The following is a 14,351-nucleotide window of genomic DNA, read 5'->3' as shown; positions in this document are numbered from 1 at the left end:
TAATTGGCAACACAACGGTTTCTGGTACCGTCATTCTAGGTTCGAGTCCTGGTATCCCAGCTCTTGTCACCCGCTGTCCGGCGGTCACGTCGGCGCGTGCGGCAGTGTCCTCAAAACCGGCACAGCGCCGAATTTGAGTGACGAACGGTTGATGCTACTGTTCAGTGCAGCAACCACGAGATGAACGGGAAATTAATTTCTGAACATCTCACGGAAAGTACACGGCCCCATCGTATAGCGGCCTAGTACGCCGCCCTCTCACGGCGGTAACGCGGGTTCGAATCCCGCTGGGGTCACCACTGAGGTCCCGGCTTCCACGGAAGCCGGGACCTTTTTCATGCGCCCCGTGCCAGGGGCACGGGCTGGCACAATGTGAGCGTGAGCGACGAAACCACCCCCGCGGTGCCCCTGATCGACGCCCTCGAGGCGACCCGCGACCTGCTGGGGTCCACCACCTTGCCCCTGGCCACCCCCTCCGCCCCCGCCCAGCGTGAGAGCGCGGCCCGCGCCGTCGCCCAGCTGGAGGACTACGTCCTGCCGCGGGTGCGCTCCCTGGACGCGCCCCTGCTGGCCGTGGTGGGCGGCTCCACCGGAGCGGGCAAGTCCACGCTCGTCAACGCACTGGTGGGCCATCCTGTGACCCGCTCCGGGGCCATCCGACCCACCACCCGGCGCCCCCTGCTGATCCACCACCCCCGGGACGCGGGAGCGTTCACCACCCAGCGGGTGCTGCCGCACCTGGCGCGGGTCCGGGGAGTCCTGGCCGACCCCTCCCAGGCGGCGCCGGGCACGGGTGGCACCGGGGATCCCGTGGCGGACACGGGGTCCATCACGCTCATCGCGGACACGAACATCCCGGAGGGTCTGGCGATCCTCGACGCCCCGGACGTGGACTCCGTCTCCGACGACAACCGCGCCCTGGCCGCCCAGCTGCTCTCCGCCGCGGACCTCTGGCTGTTCGTGACCACCGCCAACCGGTACGCGGACGCCGTGCCCTGGCAGCTGCTGCGCAGCGCGGCCGGGCGCGACATCACGGTGGCCGTGGTCCTGGACCGTGTGCAGGCGTCGTCGTCCGCGGAGATCGAGGAGGACCTGCGGCGCATGCTGGGCCAGGAGGGGCTCGGGGGCGCGCCCGTGTTCGTGGTGCCCGAGCTGCCGCTCAACGAGCTGGGCATGCTCGCACCCAGCGCGGTGGAGCCCCTGCGCGCGTGGCTCGTGGAGCTCGGTGCGGACGCGCACGCTCGCTCGGACATCGCGGCCCGCACCCTGGGCGGCGCGGTCCGCGAGCTCGCGGACACCACGGAGCGCACCGCCGAGGCCGTGGCCGCGCAGCAGCGCACGGAGGAGCACCTGCGCCGGGAGGTGGGCCGCTCCTTCGACGAGGCGCTGCGGAGCATCGTGGACTCCACCCGGGACGGCACGCTGCTGCGCGGCGAGGTTCTGGCGCGCTGGCAGGACTTCGTGGGCACGGGCGAGTTCTTCCGCAGCCTGGAGGCGGGCATCGGCCGCGTGCGGGACCGGATGACGGCGTTCCTGCGGGGACGACCTGCGCCGGAGGTGCGCGTGGAGGAGGCCATCGAGTCCGGTCTGCAGGCCGTGATCGTGGAGAACACCGCGCGGGCCGCGGAGCTCGCGGAGCGCCGCTGGCGGGACGAGCCGGCCGGACAGGTGCTGCTCGCGGGCCGTGACGCCGCCGCGCTGCCCGCGGACTACCCCGCTCAGGTTGCGGAGAGCATCCGGGCCTGGCAGTCGGACGTGATGCTCATGATCCAGCAGGAGGGCGCGGGCAAGCGCACCCGTGCCCGGGCCATGTCCCTGGGCGTCAACGCGCTGGCCGTGATCCTCATGATCGCCGTGTTCTCCACCACCGGAGGTCTCACGGGCCTGGAGGTCGGCATCGCCGGCGGCTCCGGTGCGGTGGGGACCAAGCTGCTGGAGGCCGTCTTCGGGGAGGACGCCGTGCGGCGGATGAGCGAACAGGCCCGGAAGAACCTCGAGACCCGGATCCGGGAGCTGCTGGAGCGCCGCGCGAAGACGTTCCTGGACACCCTCGACGAGCTGGGGGAGCACCCGTCCGCCGAGGAGCTGCACGCCGCCGCGCAGCGCGTGCGCACGGAGGGGGAGGCCCTGTGAGCGCCCGCTCCCGCACCGCCGCCGTCACCCTGTCCGAGCGCATCACCGCCCTGGCGGATGCCACCGGGATCGCCCGGGGTCGGCTGGACGACCCCGCCGTGGAGCAGGCCGCACGCACCCTGGACCGCGCGGGTGAACGCCGGGCGCTGTCCGCGGACCACACCGTGGTGGGCTTCTTCGGTGCCACGGGCTCCGGGAAGTCCAGTCTCTTCAACGCCGTGGTGGGCCAGAACCTGGCCCGCAGCGCCGCCCGGCGGCCCACCACGTCCTCGCCGCTGGCCGCGGTGTGGGGCGAGGAGGGCAGCGAGCCGCTGCTCGACTGGCTGGATGTCCCCGACCGCCGCGTGGTGGGTCCCGCCCTGAGCGTGGCCACCGGACGCGGCCGCAAGGCCGCCACGGCGAGCGGGGGTCTGGTGCTCCTGGACCTGCCGGACTTCGACTCCGTGACCCGTGAGCACCGCGAGATCGTCCAGCGCATGGTGGGTCTCGTGGACGTGGTGGTGTGGGTCGTGGACCCGCAGAAGTACGCGGACGCCGTGCTGCACCAGGACTTCGTGCAGCCCCTGGCCCGCCACGGCGCGGTGACCATGGTGGTCCTCAACCAGGCGGACCGGCTCGCGCCGCGGGACGTCCCGGCCGTGCTGGGCTCCCTGGCGGAGCTCGTGGCACAGGACGGGCTGCCGGCCACTGGGCCGAGCGCCCCCGTGGCCGTCTCGGCGCTCACCGGGGACGGCGTGCCCGAGCTGCGGGAGCGCATCCACGCGGTGGCCGCAGGTCGCGCAGCCGCTGGGCAGCGCCTGGAGGCCGACGTGGTCCACGCCGCGACCGAGCTCGCCCGGGCGGCGGGAGAGGGCGATCCGCACGGCATCGACCGCGAGGCCGGGGAGCGGCTCACCGCCGGACTCGCGCGCGCGGCGGGGATCGAGGCCGTGGCGGACGCCGCCGCGCGCTCGTACCGCCTGCGGGCCGGACGCCACACCGGGTGGATCGCCACGCGCTGGCTCTCCCGGTTCCGCAAGGACCCCCTCAAGCGGCTGCACATCGAGAGCCACGACCGCGGCTCGGACCCCGGGGTGCACCGCACGTCCCTGCCGCCCATGAACGCGTCGCAGAAGGCGGCTGCGGACTCCGCGGTGCGCGGCTACGCGGACGAGGTCTCACGGGGCGCCGGGGAGCCGTGGCGCCGCAGCCTGCGCGCCGCCGCCCGCACGGGCGAGCGGACGCTGCCCGACTCGCTCGACCAGGCTGTCGCGCGCACCCGTTTCTCCGCGCGCGGGGCGGCGTGGTGGTGGATCGCGTTCGACGTGCTGCAGTGGCTCGCCATGGCCGTGACCGTGGTGGGCCTGCTGTGGCTGCTCGGGCTGTTCCTCGCGGAGTACTTCCAGCTGCGGCTGCCCCCGCCGCCCACGGTGGAGGGATTCCCCCTGCCCGTGCCCACGCTCATGGTCGTGGCCGGGGTGGTGCTGTCCCTCTTCCTGGCGCTGACCGGCGCTGTGCTCGCCTCGCTCGTCTCCCGGGTGCGTGCCCGCACGGTGCGACGCCGCCTGCTGCGCTCCGTGCGCGAGACCGCCCACGAAGTGGTGGAGGTCCCCGTGGAGCGCGAGCTGGACGCCCACCGGCAGTTCACCCTAGCCGTGGCGCGGGCGGGCGCGCCCACCGGCTGAGCAGGGCCTTCACGCCAGACAGGGCAGCCGCGGGCGCGCGGGACGTCGGGCACGCCCACGGTGACGAGCGGACAGGGGATCCGTGGGGCGGGCTCAGGAGGCGCTGACCCGCACCGCCTCCGAGAGGTGACGGGCGGCCTGGACCACCACGTCGGCGTGCTTCTGCCCGGGCTGCTTGGACAGCCGCTCGATGGGCCCCGAGATGGAGACCGCCGCGATCACGCGCCCTGCGGGCCCACGGACGGGCGCGGAGACGGATGCGATGCCCGACTCGCGCTCGCCGATGGACTGGGCCCAGCCGCGTCGTCGGACGCCGGCGAGGGTGGTGGCGGAGAAGCGGGCGTGCTGCAGACCCTCGATCAGGCGGGCGTGGTCCTCCCACGCCACGAGGACCTGCGCGGCGGAGCCCGCCTTCATGGACAGCTGGGTGCCCACGGGGATGGTGTCCCGCAGGCCGATGGGCCGCTCGGCCGAGGCCACGCACACGCGCCACTCGCCCTGGCGGCGGAACACCTGCGAGGACTCGCCGGTGCTGTCCCGCAGCTGCAGCAGGACGGGGGCGGCCGCCGAGATCAGGCGGTCCTCCCCGGCGGCGGAGGCGAGCTCCCCGAGGCGCGGGCCCAGGACGAAGCGGCCCTGCACGTCCCGGCCCACGAAGCGGTGGTGCGCGAGTGCCACGGCCAGGCGGTGCGCGGTGGGGCGGGAGAGTCCGGTGGCCTCCACGAGGTCCGCGAGCGAGGCGGGACCGGCCTCCAGGGCGTCCAGGATGAGGGATGCCTTGTCCACCACGCCCACGCCGGAGGGGGAGTGGGTGGAGTCCTCACGCAGCCGTGAGCCGGTGCCGTGGCCGCCGAGCGGTGAGCCGAGGGGGGCGCCGGAAGGGTCCATCGCGTGCGTCGTGTCCATGCTTTGATATTGACGTCTCACAATGCGAGAAGCAAGCGCGCGGAGTGGAACCCGGCGGCGCCGAGTGGCGACCATGGGGGAAACGGCGCACCGGGGCGGGAGAGTCCCACCAGGACCCGGCCCCGGGCGCGCAGACACGAGCAGGAGTGATGAGATGACCACCACCACGGACACCACCGCACCCCGGACCCTGGCGGAGAAGGTGTGGGCCGACCACCTGGTCCGCCGCGGCGAGGCGGGACAGCCCGACCTGCTCTACATCGACCTCCACCTGCTGCACGAGGTCACGAGCCCCCAGGCCTTCGAGGGGCTGCGGCTCGCGGGGCGGGGGCTGCGCCGCACGGACCTGACGATCGCCACGGAGGACCACAACACTCCCACGGAGGACATCTTCTCCACCATCGCGGACGAGACCTCCCGCAAGCAGATCGAGACGCTGCGGCACAACTGCGAGGAGTTCGGGGTGCGGCTGCACTCCCTGGGGGACGCCGAGCAGGGGATCGTGCACGTGGTGGGCCCCCAGCTGGGACTGACCCAGCCAGGGATGACCGTGGTGTGCGGCGACTCCCACACCTCCACGCACGGCGCGTTCGGGGCGCTGGCCTTCGGGATCGGCACCTCCGAGGTGGAGCACGTGATGGCCACCCAGACCCTGCCGCTGGCCCCGTTCAAGACCATGGCCATCACCGTGGAGGGAACCCTCAAGCCGGGAGTGACCTCCAAGGACATCATCCTGGCCGTGATCGCGAAGATCGGCACGGGCGGCGGACAGGGCTACGTGCTGGAGTACCGCGGCTCGGCCATCCGCTCCCTGTCCATGGAGGCGCGGATGACCATGTGCAACATGTCCATCGAGGCCGGGGCCCGCGCCGGGATGATCGCCCCGGACCAGACCACCCTGGACTACGTCCAGGGGCGCCCGCACGCCCCCCAGGGCGAGGACTGGGATGCCGCGGTGCGCTACTGGTCCACGCTGCACACGGACGAGGGGGCGCAGTTCGACCGCGAGGTGTTCATCGACGCGGACGAGCTCGAGCCGTTCGTCACGTGGGGCACCAACCCGGGCCAGGGCGTCCCGCTGTCGCGTGCCGTGCCGGATCCGGAGGACGCCGCGGACGACAACGCGAAGGACGCCGCCCGCCGCGCCCTGGACTACATGGGCCTGGAGGCGGGAACCCCCATGAAGGAGATCCCGGTGGACACCGTGTTCCTGGGCTCGTGCACCAACTCCCGGATCGAGGACCTGCGGGCCGCCGCGGAGGTCCTCCGGGGGCGCCGCAAGGCCGAGAGCGTGCGGATGATGGTGGTCCCCGGCTCCGCGAAGGTCCGGCTGCAGGCCGAGGCCGAGGGACTGGACCGGGTGTTCACGGACTTCGGCGCGGACTGGCGCTTCGCCGGGTGCTCGATGTGCCTGGGCATGAACCCGGACCAGTTGGCACCGGGGGAGCGCTGCGCCTCCACGTCCAACCGCAACTTCGAGGGGCGGCAGGGCAAGGGCGGGCGCACGCACCTGGTCTCGCCCGTGGTCGCAGCGGCCACGGCGGTGCGGGGAACGCTCAGCGCGCCCTCGGACCTGACCCCCGTGCCCTGAGACCCTCCCGCACCCCTTCGAGCTGACAAGGACACCACCATGGAAGAGTTCACCACCCACACCGGCGTGGGCGCGCCGCTGAAGCAGTCCAACGTGGACACGGACCAGATCATCCCCGCCGTCTACCTCAAGCGCATCACCAAGACCGGCTTCGACGACGCCCTGTTCGCCGGGTGGCGCAGGAACGAGGACTTCGTGCTCAACCAGCCGGCCTACCGCGGCGCCTCGGTGCTCGTGGCGGGCTCGGACTTCGGCACCGGCTCCTCCCGCGAGCACGCCGTGTGGGCCCTGCGGGACTACGGCTTCCGGGCGGTGATCTCCTCCCGCTTCGGGGACATCTTCCGCGGCAACGCCGGGAAGCAGGGCCTGCTGGCCGCCCAGGTGGACCAGTCGGACGTGGAGCTGCTGTGGAAGCTCATGGGGGAGCAGCCCGGCGTGGAGATCACCGTGGACCTCGAGTCCCGGACCGTCACGTGCGGCACTGTGACCGTGCCGTTCCAGATCGACGACTACACGCGCTGGCGGCTCATGGAGGGCCTGGACGACATCGGGCTGACCCTGCAGCACGCCGAGGACATCGAGGCGTACGAGCGCACCCGCCCGGCGTTCAAGCCCACCACGCTGCCCGCGCGAACCTGAACGGCCGCTGGACCAGGGGGCGCTCGGGGCCGGTAGAATGTCGAGGTCCCGTGCGCGGTCCGCGCCCGGGTGATCACTTCCCCCAGATCGGTAGGACATGACTTCTTTGCGCATCACCGGCGGCGTTCCGCTGACGGGTCAGGTGACGGTTCGCGGAGCCAAGAACCTGGTCCCCAAGGCCATGGTCGCCGCCCTGCTCGGTTCCACGCCCTCCACCCTGGGCAACGTTCCCGAGATCAAGGACGTCAAGGTCGTCACCGACCTGCTGGCGCTGCACGGCGTGGAGGTCACGCGCGACGACGCCCTGGGTCGGCTCACGCTCGACCCCACCAACGTGACCCGCGCCCGCCACGCGGACATCGACGCCCACGCCGGGGACTCCCGGATCCCCATCCTGCTGTGCGGTCCCCTCCTGCACGCGCTGGGCGAGGCGTTCATCCCGGACCTCGGCGGCTGCCGGATCGGGGACCGGCCCATCAACTACCACCTGGAGGTGCTGCGCAACTTCGGCGCCAAGGTGGAGAAGCTCGAGTCCGGGATCCGCATGAGCGCCCCCCACGGGTTGCAGGGCGCCAAGATCGACCTGCCGTACCCCTCGGTGGGCGCCACCGAGCAGGTCCTGCTCACCGCCACCCGGGCCGAGGGCCACACCGAGCTGCGCGGTGCGGCCACGGAGCCGGAGATCATGGACCTGATCGCGATCCTGCAGAAGATGGGTGCGCTCATCACGGTCCAGACGGACCGGGTGATCCGCATCGAGGGTGTCCCCGAGCTCACCGGCTACGTCCACAGCGCCCTGCCGGACCGCATGGAGGCGGCGTCGTGGGGTTCTGCGGCGCTCGCCACCGGCGGAGACATCTTCGTGGCCGGGGCCAAGCAGGCGGACATGATGACCTTCCTCAACACCTTCCGCAAGGTGGGCGGCGGGCTGGACATCCGCGAGGACGGCATCCGCTTCTTCCACCCGGGTGGAGACCTCAACCCGCTCATCGTGGAGACGGACGTGCACCCCGGGTTCATGACCGACTGGCAGCAGCCCCTGGTGGTGGTGCTGACCCAGGCCAAGGGCGTGTCGATCGTGCACGAGACCGTCTACGAGAACCGCTTCGGCTTCACGCGCGCCCTGAACCGCATGGGAGCCGTAATCCAGGTGCACCGCGAGTGCCTGGGCTCCGTGCCGTGCCGCTTCGGGCAGCGCAACTTCCTGCACTCCGCGGTGATCTCCGGGCCCGCACCCCTGAAGGCCGCGGACATCCACATCCCGGACCTGCGCGGCGGGTTCTCCCACCTCATCGCGGCACTGTCCGCCGAGGGCGTCTCCCACGTGACCGGGGTGGAGCTCATCAAGCGCGGCTACGAGCACTTCACGGACAAGCTGGGCGGTCTCGGCGCCACCTTCGACGTCGAGGAGCGGTGAGCGGGCTCTCCCACTGTTCCACGCCAGCCCGGACCCGCGCCGCGCGTCCGGGCGGGCACCCGCCGACAGACCGCATCCCGTCCCCTGAGGAGGGGTTCCCCGCATGAGCAGAACGTCCCAGCGAGCCACGTTCCGGATGATCGCGGCTCTGGTCGTCCCGGCGTACCGGGCGGTGGCCACCCCGCGCTGGCGCGGCACGGAGAACCTCCCGGCCTCCGGCGGCTTCGTGGTGGCAGCCAACCACCTCACGGAGCTGGACCCCATCACGGTGGCCCACATGCTCTACCGGGCCGGCGTGATGCCGCGCTTCCTGGCCAAGGAGTCCCTCTTCCGCATCCCCGTGGTGGGGCGGCTGCTCACCCGCATCGGCCAGGTCCCCGTGTACCGGGGCACCTCCCGCGCCAAGGACTCGCTGGAGGCTGCCTTCGCGGAGCTCGCAGAGGGCGGGGCAATCATCGTGTACCCGGAGGGCACCATCACCCGTGATCCCCTGATGTGGCCCATGCGCGGGCGCACCGGGGCCGCCCGTCTTGCCCTGCAGGCCGGGGTTCCCGTGGTGCCCGTGGCCCACTGGGGCGACCACCAGATCCTCTACCGGGACCCGCAGGGCCACCGCAGCGTGAGCCTGTTCCCGCCCAAGCGGGTCCGCGGCGCGGTGGGGCGCCCCCTGCACACCGAGGACCTCGTGCCCGGTGGACTGCAGCACCCCGGCCACCCCTCCGCCGCCGAGCTCGCGCGTGCCACGAGCACGATCATGGCCGCCGTCACGGGGCTGCTGGCCGAGCTGCGCGAGGAGCCCGCACCCCGCGAGCCGGTGGACCCGCGGGGCGCGGCGGCAGCGTCGTCCGAGGAGACCACGCAGAACGCTGCCGGGCCCGCGCCGCCCGAGGACCGCCTGGGGACCGCGGGCGGGAGCGTGGCACCGTGACCGGGCCCGCCCGCGTCACCGTCCTGGGCGCCGGCTCCTGGGGGACCACGTTCGCCAAGGTCCTGGCCGACGCCGCCGCGGAGGCCGGTGCCGAGCGCACCGTGTGCCTGTGGGGACGCAATGCCGAGTCCATGGCCGTGATGGCCCGGGAGGGGCGCAACGAGCGCTACCTTCCCGGTGTGGACCTGCCGGGGTCCCTGGAGTTCTCGGCGGACCTGGCGGAGGCCCTGCGCGGGGCCGCCCTCGTGGTGGCCGCGGTCCCCGCCCAGTCCCTGCGCGCGCAGCTGGCGCTCGCGGCACCGCACCTGGAGCCGGGTGCCGTGGTGCTGTCCCTCGCCAAGGGGCTGGAGTCCGGGACGGGGCTGCGCATGACCCAGGTGGTCGCCGACGTCCTGGGGCAGGCCACGGTCGCCTCCGCCGAGGACTGGGCGCGGCGCACGTGCGTGCTGTCCGGGCCGAACCTCGCCATGGAGATCGCCCGGGAGGAACCCACGGCCTCTGTGGTGGCAGCCCCCGAGCAGGAGACCGCGGCGTGGGTGGCCCGGTGCTGCGCCGCCCCGTACTTCCGCCCGTACACCAACACGGACGTGGTGGGCACGGAGATCGGCGGGGTGGTGAAGAACGTGATCGCGCTGTGCGTGGGGATCTGCGACGGGCGCGGCTACGGGGACAACTCCAAGGCCTCCGTGATGACCCGCGGGCTGGCCGAGACCACGCGCCTGGCGCTCGCCCTCGGCGGGACCACCGCCACCCTGGCCGGGCTCTCCGGCATGGGGGACCTCGTGGCCACGTGCTCCTCCTCGCTGTCCCGCAACCACACGGCCGGGAGGCTCCTGGGCGCCGGGCTCACGCTCGAGCAGGTGCGGGACGCCATGACCCAGACCGCGGAGGGCATCACGTCCGCGCCCGCCGTGCTGGAGCTGGCCCGCCGCAACGGCGTGGACATGCCCATCACGGAGGCCGTGGTGGGTGTGCTGCGCAACGACATCCCCGTGCACGAGCTGGCCCCCCGGCTGCTCGGCCGGGACCTGACATCCGAAGGGAACACCGCATGAGCGTCACCGACGAGAACTCCGTGCCCACTGCGGAGGGCACCAAGCCGTGCGTGGCCGTGGTCTTCGGGGGCAGGTCCTCGGAGCACTCCGTCTCGCTGATCACCGCGCGCTCGGTGCTGCGCGCCATCGACCGCGAGAAGTGGGACGTGGTGAGCGTGGGCATCTCCCGCGCGGGCGCCTGGTTCCTCTACTCCCAGGAGGAGCTCGAGGCCCTGCTCGACGCGCACCCCATGGCCGAGCTGCCACCGGGTGAGCACCGGGTGAGCCTGCCCCTGCGCGCGGGGGAGAACCGGCTGCTCATCCACGACTCCGGCGAGCACGGGGCCCCCGTGACACGCGGGCGCCACGTGGACGTGGTGTTCCCCCTGCTGCACGGCCCGTTCGGCGAGGACGGCACCCTGCAGGGCATGCTGGAGCTCGCGGGCCTGCCGTACGTGGGCTGCGGTGTGGCCGCGTCCGCGATCGGGATGGACAAGCACTTCATGAAGCTGGCCTTCCAGGCCGCCGGGCTGGAGGTGGGCCCCTACACGGTGGTCCACGACCGCACCTGGCGCACGGACCCGCAGGGCGTGCGGGAGCGCGTGGCGCAGCTCGGCTACCCGGTGTTCGTCAAGCCCGCCCGCGCCGGCTCCTCGTTCGGGATCACCCGCGTGGACGACCCCTCCGGCCTGGACGCCGCCGTGGAGACCGCCCGGGAGCACGACCTCAAGCTCGTGGTCGAAGCGGGCATCGAGGGGCGCGAGATCGAGTGCGCCGTCCTGGGTGGGCACGGCACCGACCCCGCCCGCGCCTCCCTGCCGGGGGAGATCGAGGTCCAGGGCCACGCCTTCTACGACTTCGAGGCCAAGTACATGGACGACGACGCCGCCCGCCTCTCGTGCCCCGCGCGGCTGCCCGAGGACGTGATCGAGACCCTCCGGGCGGACGCCGTGCGGGCCTTCGACTCCGTGGACGGCGAGGGCCTCTCCCGCTGCGACTTCTTCGTGACCCCGGACCACCGGGTGGTCATCAACGAGATCAACACCATGCCCGGCTTCACCCCCATCTCCATGTACCCCCGCATGTGGTCGGCCACGGGGCTGGAGTACGCCGAGCTGATCGACGAGCTCGTGTCCCTGGCGCTGGAGCGCCCCGTGGGGCTGCGCTAGGCGCTCGTCCCGAGCGGGCCCGGGACCACGTCCCGTGGCGAGCCCCGCCGGGTGCCCGCGGCGGGTGCCTGCGCCGGGACCACGGGGGGCCTGGGCGGGGCGCGCCCCAGCCCTCCGCGTTTCGCGGCTCAGGACGTGCCCTGGTCCTCCAGCGTGTCCTTCACGGACTCGCACTTGCGGGTCTGCGGGACGTTCTGCACGGCGGAGCCGGCGTCCACGAGCGCGGTGCTGGAGGGAACACGGTTGCCGTCGAAGAGCACCTCCGTGGCGGGGGAGCGGCCGTAGGTCACCGCCCGCCACTGGCCCTTCTGGTCGGCCACCTCGGAGATGAGCCAGTCCACCCCGTTCACGTCCGTGCACGGGTTCGTGGTGGGCCCGGGCTCCGCCACGCCGCACCGCACGATCATCGCGGACGGGTCGCCGTACGCGGTGGTGCCCTGGCTGGAGGTCTCCCGCTGCGCCAGGTCGCTCACCTTCTGCGGCATGGCGAGCAGCACGGACGCGCACGCCGGGTCGCTGGCGTGGGGGGCGCTGTCCACGGTCACCGTGGACTCGCAGCCGGTGAGGGCGAGCGCCCCGGCCAGGAGGGCGGCGCCGGTGACCGTGCGGCGTCGTGCCGGGTGCGACGCCGCCCGCCCGCCGTGGCGGGCACGGCCCCCCTCCGTGGGGCGGCCTGCGCGCGCGGTGCGGGACACGGGGGCGGACGTCTGCCACGGGGTGCGGGACGGGGGAGTCATGGCATCCAGGATAGGCGAGCACGTGCCCGTGGGCGGTGTGCTGTGCGGGTCGGAGCAGGTGGCTAGGGTTTCGGGTATGACGCACGAGCGCGCAGCACCGGAGGGGGCCACCGTGTCCCGGCTCAGCGAGTCGCAGCTGCTGGACGCCTTCCTGCCCGGGGCCACCACCCACGGCCCGCACGTGCTGGTGGGCCCCGGGGACGACTGCGCGGTGGTCGCCGCACCGGGGGGCCGGGTGGTGCTCACCACCGACACCCTGACCCTGGGCCAGGACTTCCTGCGGACCTGGCCCTGCGGCCATCGCACCACGGGGGAGGAGAGCGGGCGCAAGTGCGCGGCGCAGAACCTCGCGGACGTTGCCGCCATGGGTGCCGTGCCCACGGCCGTGGTGGTGTCCCTCACCCTGCCCCCGGACACGCCGGTGGAGTGGGTCACGGGCTTCGCCTCCGGCCTCTCCCGGGCGTTCACGGACCTCGGGGCCACGGAGTGCGCCCTGGTGGGAGGGGACCTCGGGCGGGGACAGGAGCTGTCGATCACCGCGGCGGTCACCGGCCGCTGCGACGAGGACCCCGTGCTGCGCACCGGCGCGGCGGCGGGCGGGGAGCTGGTCCACGCCGGGGTGCTAGGCCACGCAGCGGCGGGGCTGGACGCCCTGCAGTGCCCCGTTCCCGGGCCGTGGGACGCGGTGCCCCCCGAGCGGCGTCGTGCCCTGCAGGCCGCGCAGCTGCGACCCGAACCACCCGTGGCCGCGGGACCCGCGCTCGCACGGGCCGGGGCCACCGCCATGATGGACGTCTCGGACGGACTCCTGCGGGACGCGGGCAGGATCGCCCGTGCCAGTGGGGTGTGCATCGACCTGGATCCCGCCGCCCTGGAGCCGGCCGTGGCGCAGCTCGCGGCGGCGGGCGAGGCCGTGGGGAAGGACCCCTGGGAGTGGGTGCTCACGGGCGGCGAGGACCATGGAATGCTCGCCGTCCTGCCGGTGGATTCCCCGCTGCCTCCCGGGGTCCGTGCGATAGGCTCGTGTGCGCCCGCGGCAGCCGGGAACGAGCCCCGGGAGAGCGGTACCGCCCAGGCGGACGCGCCGCCGCAGCGGTCCGCGACCCCGGCCGTGACCATCGCCGGACGCCGTGCCGCACAGTGGTTCGGCCGTGACGTCGTCGAAGGATGGGATCACTTTGAGCCATAAGCCCGGCTCCTCCACCACCGAGATGCGCGCGTGGCTGCACACCGCCCACCGGCAACTGTGCGAGCACGCGGACGTGCTGGACAACCTCAACGTCTTCCCCGTGGCGGACGCGGACACCGGCGCGAACCTCAGCGTCACCGTGGGATTCGCCGCGGAGGCCGCCCGCCTCATCGAGGGCCGGGACGTGGGCGAGCTGCTCGCGTACGCGGGGCAGGCTGCCCTGGAGGAGGCCCGCGGCAACTCCGGGATGCTCGCCGCGCTCGTGCTCGCGGCCATGGGGGCCGCGCTCGAGGGCAGCGCGCGCCTCACTGCCGAGCAGCTGCGGGAGGCGTTCGTGGCCGCCCAGGTGCGCTGCTCCTCCGCGCTGACCGAGCCGGTGCCGGGCACCATGCTCTCCGTCCTGCAGGCCGCCGGTGAGACCCCGGTGCCGGACAGCGCCCCGGAGGGTTCCAATCAGCAGCTGGTGCAGTGGCTGGACGCCATGCTCGCCGCGTGCACGCGCGCGGTGGTCCACACCGTCTCCCAGCTGCCCGTCCTGACCGCACGGGGAACCGTGGACTCCGGTGCGCTGGGAATGCTCGTGCTGCTCAGTGCGCTGCGCGCGGAGCTGGGCGGAACGGAGGAGTACACGGATCCCGTGCCGGAGCTGATCCGCCACCACACCCACCCCCTGCGCGCCACCCCGGAGGAGGACCGGGACGGGTACGAGGTCATGGGCACCATGGACCTCTCCGCGCTGGACGCCGCGGAGCTGCGCCACCAGCTGGACAATGCCGGGGACAGCGTGATCGTCAGCGCCGTGGGAGAGCACGGGGAGGGCTACACCTGGCGGGTGCACGTGCACGTGACGGACCCGGAGGTGGCCCTGGACCTGATGCGTGACCGGGGATCCGCGCGCAACGTCACCGTCACCACGCTCACGGCGGAGCCCCGGTGAGCACGGC

General features: G+C 73.3%; 12 protein-coding genes and 1 tRNA gene. 11 read left to right on the top strand and 2 right to left on the bottom strand.

Annotated features, from left to right (window positions below):
• Positions 1–223: 223 nt before the first annotated feature.
• The 3 genes from Q4A22_RS03220 (at position 224) to Q4A22_RS03210 (ending at position 3,797) form a co-directional block, all read left to right on the top strand.
• Positions 224–299, top strand: a tRNA-Glu gene (locus Q4A22_RS03220).
• A 79-nt stretch (positions 300–378) separates the two neighbouring features.
• The gene (locus Q4A22_RS03215; RefSeq protein ID WP_303177176.1) at positions 379–2,133 is read left to right on the top strand and encodes a dynamin family protein; all 1,755 of its coding nucleotides are present in this window, start codon (positions 379–381) and stop codon (positions 2,131–2,133) included.
• Entirely contained in the window at positions 2,130–3,797 is a 1,668-nt protein-coding gene (locus tag Q4A22_RS03210) for a GTPase (protein WP_303177175.1), read from the top strand. Before Q4A22_RS03215 ends, Q4A22_RS03210 begins: the two co-directional genes overlap by 4 nt.
• 93 nt (positions 3,798–3,890) lie before the next feature.
• Here the strand turns inward: Q4A22_RS03210 and Q4A22_RS03205 are convergent, their stop codons facing one another.
• Positions 3,891–4,703, bottom strand: a complete 813-nt coding sequence (locus Q4A22_RS03205) for an IclR family transcriptional regulator (protein WP_303177174.1) — start codon at positions 4,701–4,703, stop codon at positions 3,891–3,893.
• 154 nt (positions 4,704–4,857) lie between these two features.
• Here Q4A22_RS03205 and leuC point away from each other — a divergent pair, with 154 nt between their 5' ends.
• The 6 genes from leuC to Q4A22_RS03175 all read left to right on the top strand — a co-directional run bounded on the left by leuC (position 4,858) and on the right by Q4A22_RS03175 (position 11,481).
• Positions 4,858–6,294 carry a 3-isopropylmalate dehydratase large subunit gene (gene leuC / locus Q4A22_RS03200; RefSeq protein WP_303177172.1) on the top strand — a complete coding sequence of 479 codons (1,437 nt, stop codon included), beginning with the start codon at positions 4,858–4,860 and terminating at the stop codon, positions 6,292–6,294.
• A 39-nt stretch (positions 6,295–6,333) separates the two neighbouring features.
• A complete protein-coding gene (gene leuD, locus Q4A22_RS03195; RefSeq protein WP_303177170.1) occupies positions 6,334–6,933 on the top strand; it encodes a 3-isopropylmalate dehydratase small subunit in 600 nt (199 codons plus the stop codon).
• Between the two features lie 97 nt (positions 6,934–7,030).
• The gene (murA, locus tag Q4A22_RS03190) at positions 7,031–8,350 is read left to right on the top strand and encodes a UDP-N-acetylglucosamine 1-carboxyvinyltransferase (protein WP_303177169.1); all 1,320 of its coding nucleotides are present in this window, start codon (positions 7,031–7,033) and stop codon (positions 8,348–8,350) included.
• 103 nt (positions 8,351–8,453) lie between these two features.
• Positions 8,454–9,278: a 1-acyl-sn-glycerol-3-phosphate acyltransferase gene (locus Q4A22_RS03185; protein WP_303177168.1), complete on the top strand. Its 825-nt coding sequence runs from the start codon at positions 8,454–8,456 to the stop codon at positions 9,276–9,278.
• On the top strand, positions 9,275–10,333 hold the full coding sequence (locus Q4A22_RS03180; protein ID WP_303177166.1) for an NAD(P)H-dependent glycerol-3-phosphate dehydrogenase: 1,059 nt from the start codon (positions 9,275–9,277) through the stop codon (positions 10,331–10,333). Before Q4A22_RS03185 ends, Q4A22_RS03180 begins: the two co-directional genes overlap by 4 nt.
• Positions 10,330–11,481, top strand: a complete 1,152-nt coding sequence (locus Q4A22_RS03175; protein WP_303177165.1) for a D-alanine--D-alanine ligase family protein — start codon at positions 10,330–10,332, stop codon at positions 11,479–11,481. The genes Q4A22_RS03180 and Q4A22_RS03175 overlap by 4 nt, the downstream gene beginning before the upstream one ends.
• 128 nt (positions 11,482–11,609) lie before the next feature.
• On the opposite strand, the gene Q4A22_RS03170 is transcribed toward Q4A22_RS03175, so the two are convergent.
• Positions 11,610–12,218, bottom strand: coding sequence for a DUF3515 family protein (locus Q4A22_RS03170; RefSeq protein ID WP_368410542.1), 609 nt, complete (start codon positions 12,216–12,218; stop codon positions 11,610–11,612).
• A gap of 76 nt (positions 12,219–12,294) precedes the next feature.
• Here Q4A22_RS03170 and thiL point away from each other — a divergent pair, with 76 nt between their 5' ends.
• Positions 12,295–13,407 carry a thiamine-phosphate kinase gene (gene thiL, locus Q4A22_RS03165; RefSeq protein WP_303177163.1) on the top strand — a complete coding sequence of 371 codons (1,113 nt, stop codon included), beginning with the start codon at positions 12,295–12,297 and terminating at the stop codon, positions 13,405–13,407.
• Positions 13,397–14,344 carry a DAK2 domain-containing protein gene (locus tag Q4A22_RS03160; protein ID WP_303177161.1) on the top strand — a complete coding sequence of 316 codons (948 nt, stop codon included), beginning with the start codon at positions 13,397–13,399 and terminating at the stop codon, positions 14,342–14,344. The genes thiL and Q4A22_RS03160 overlap by 11 nt, the downstream gene beginning before the upstream one ends.
• Positions 14,345–14,351: the final 7 nt, after the last annotated feature.

It is taken from the genome of Kocuria sp., from assembly GCF_030530945.1.
Lineage (GTDB): Bacteria > Actinomycetota > Actinomycetes > Actinomycetales > Micrococcaceae > Kocuria.
Note: the sequence above shows the minus strand (reverse complement) of the source record. Positions and strands in the feature narration are given on the sequence as shown.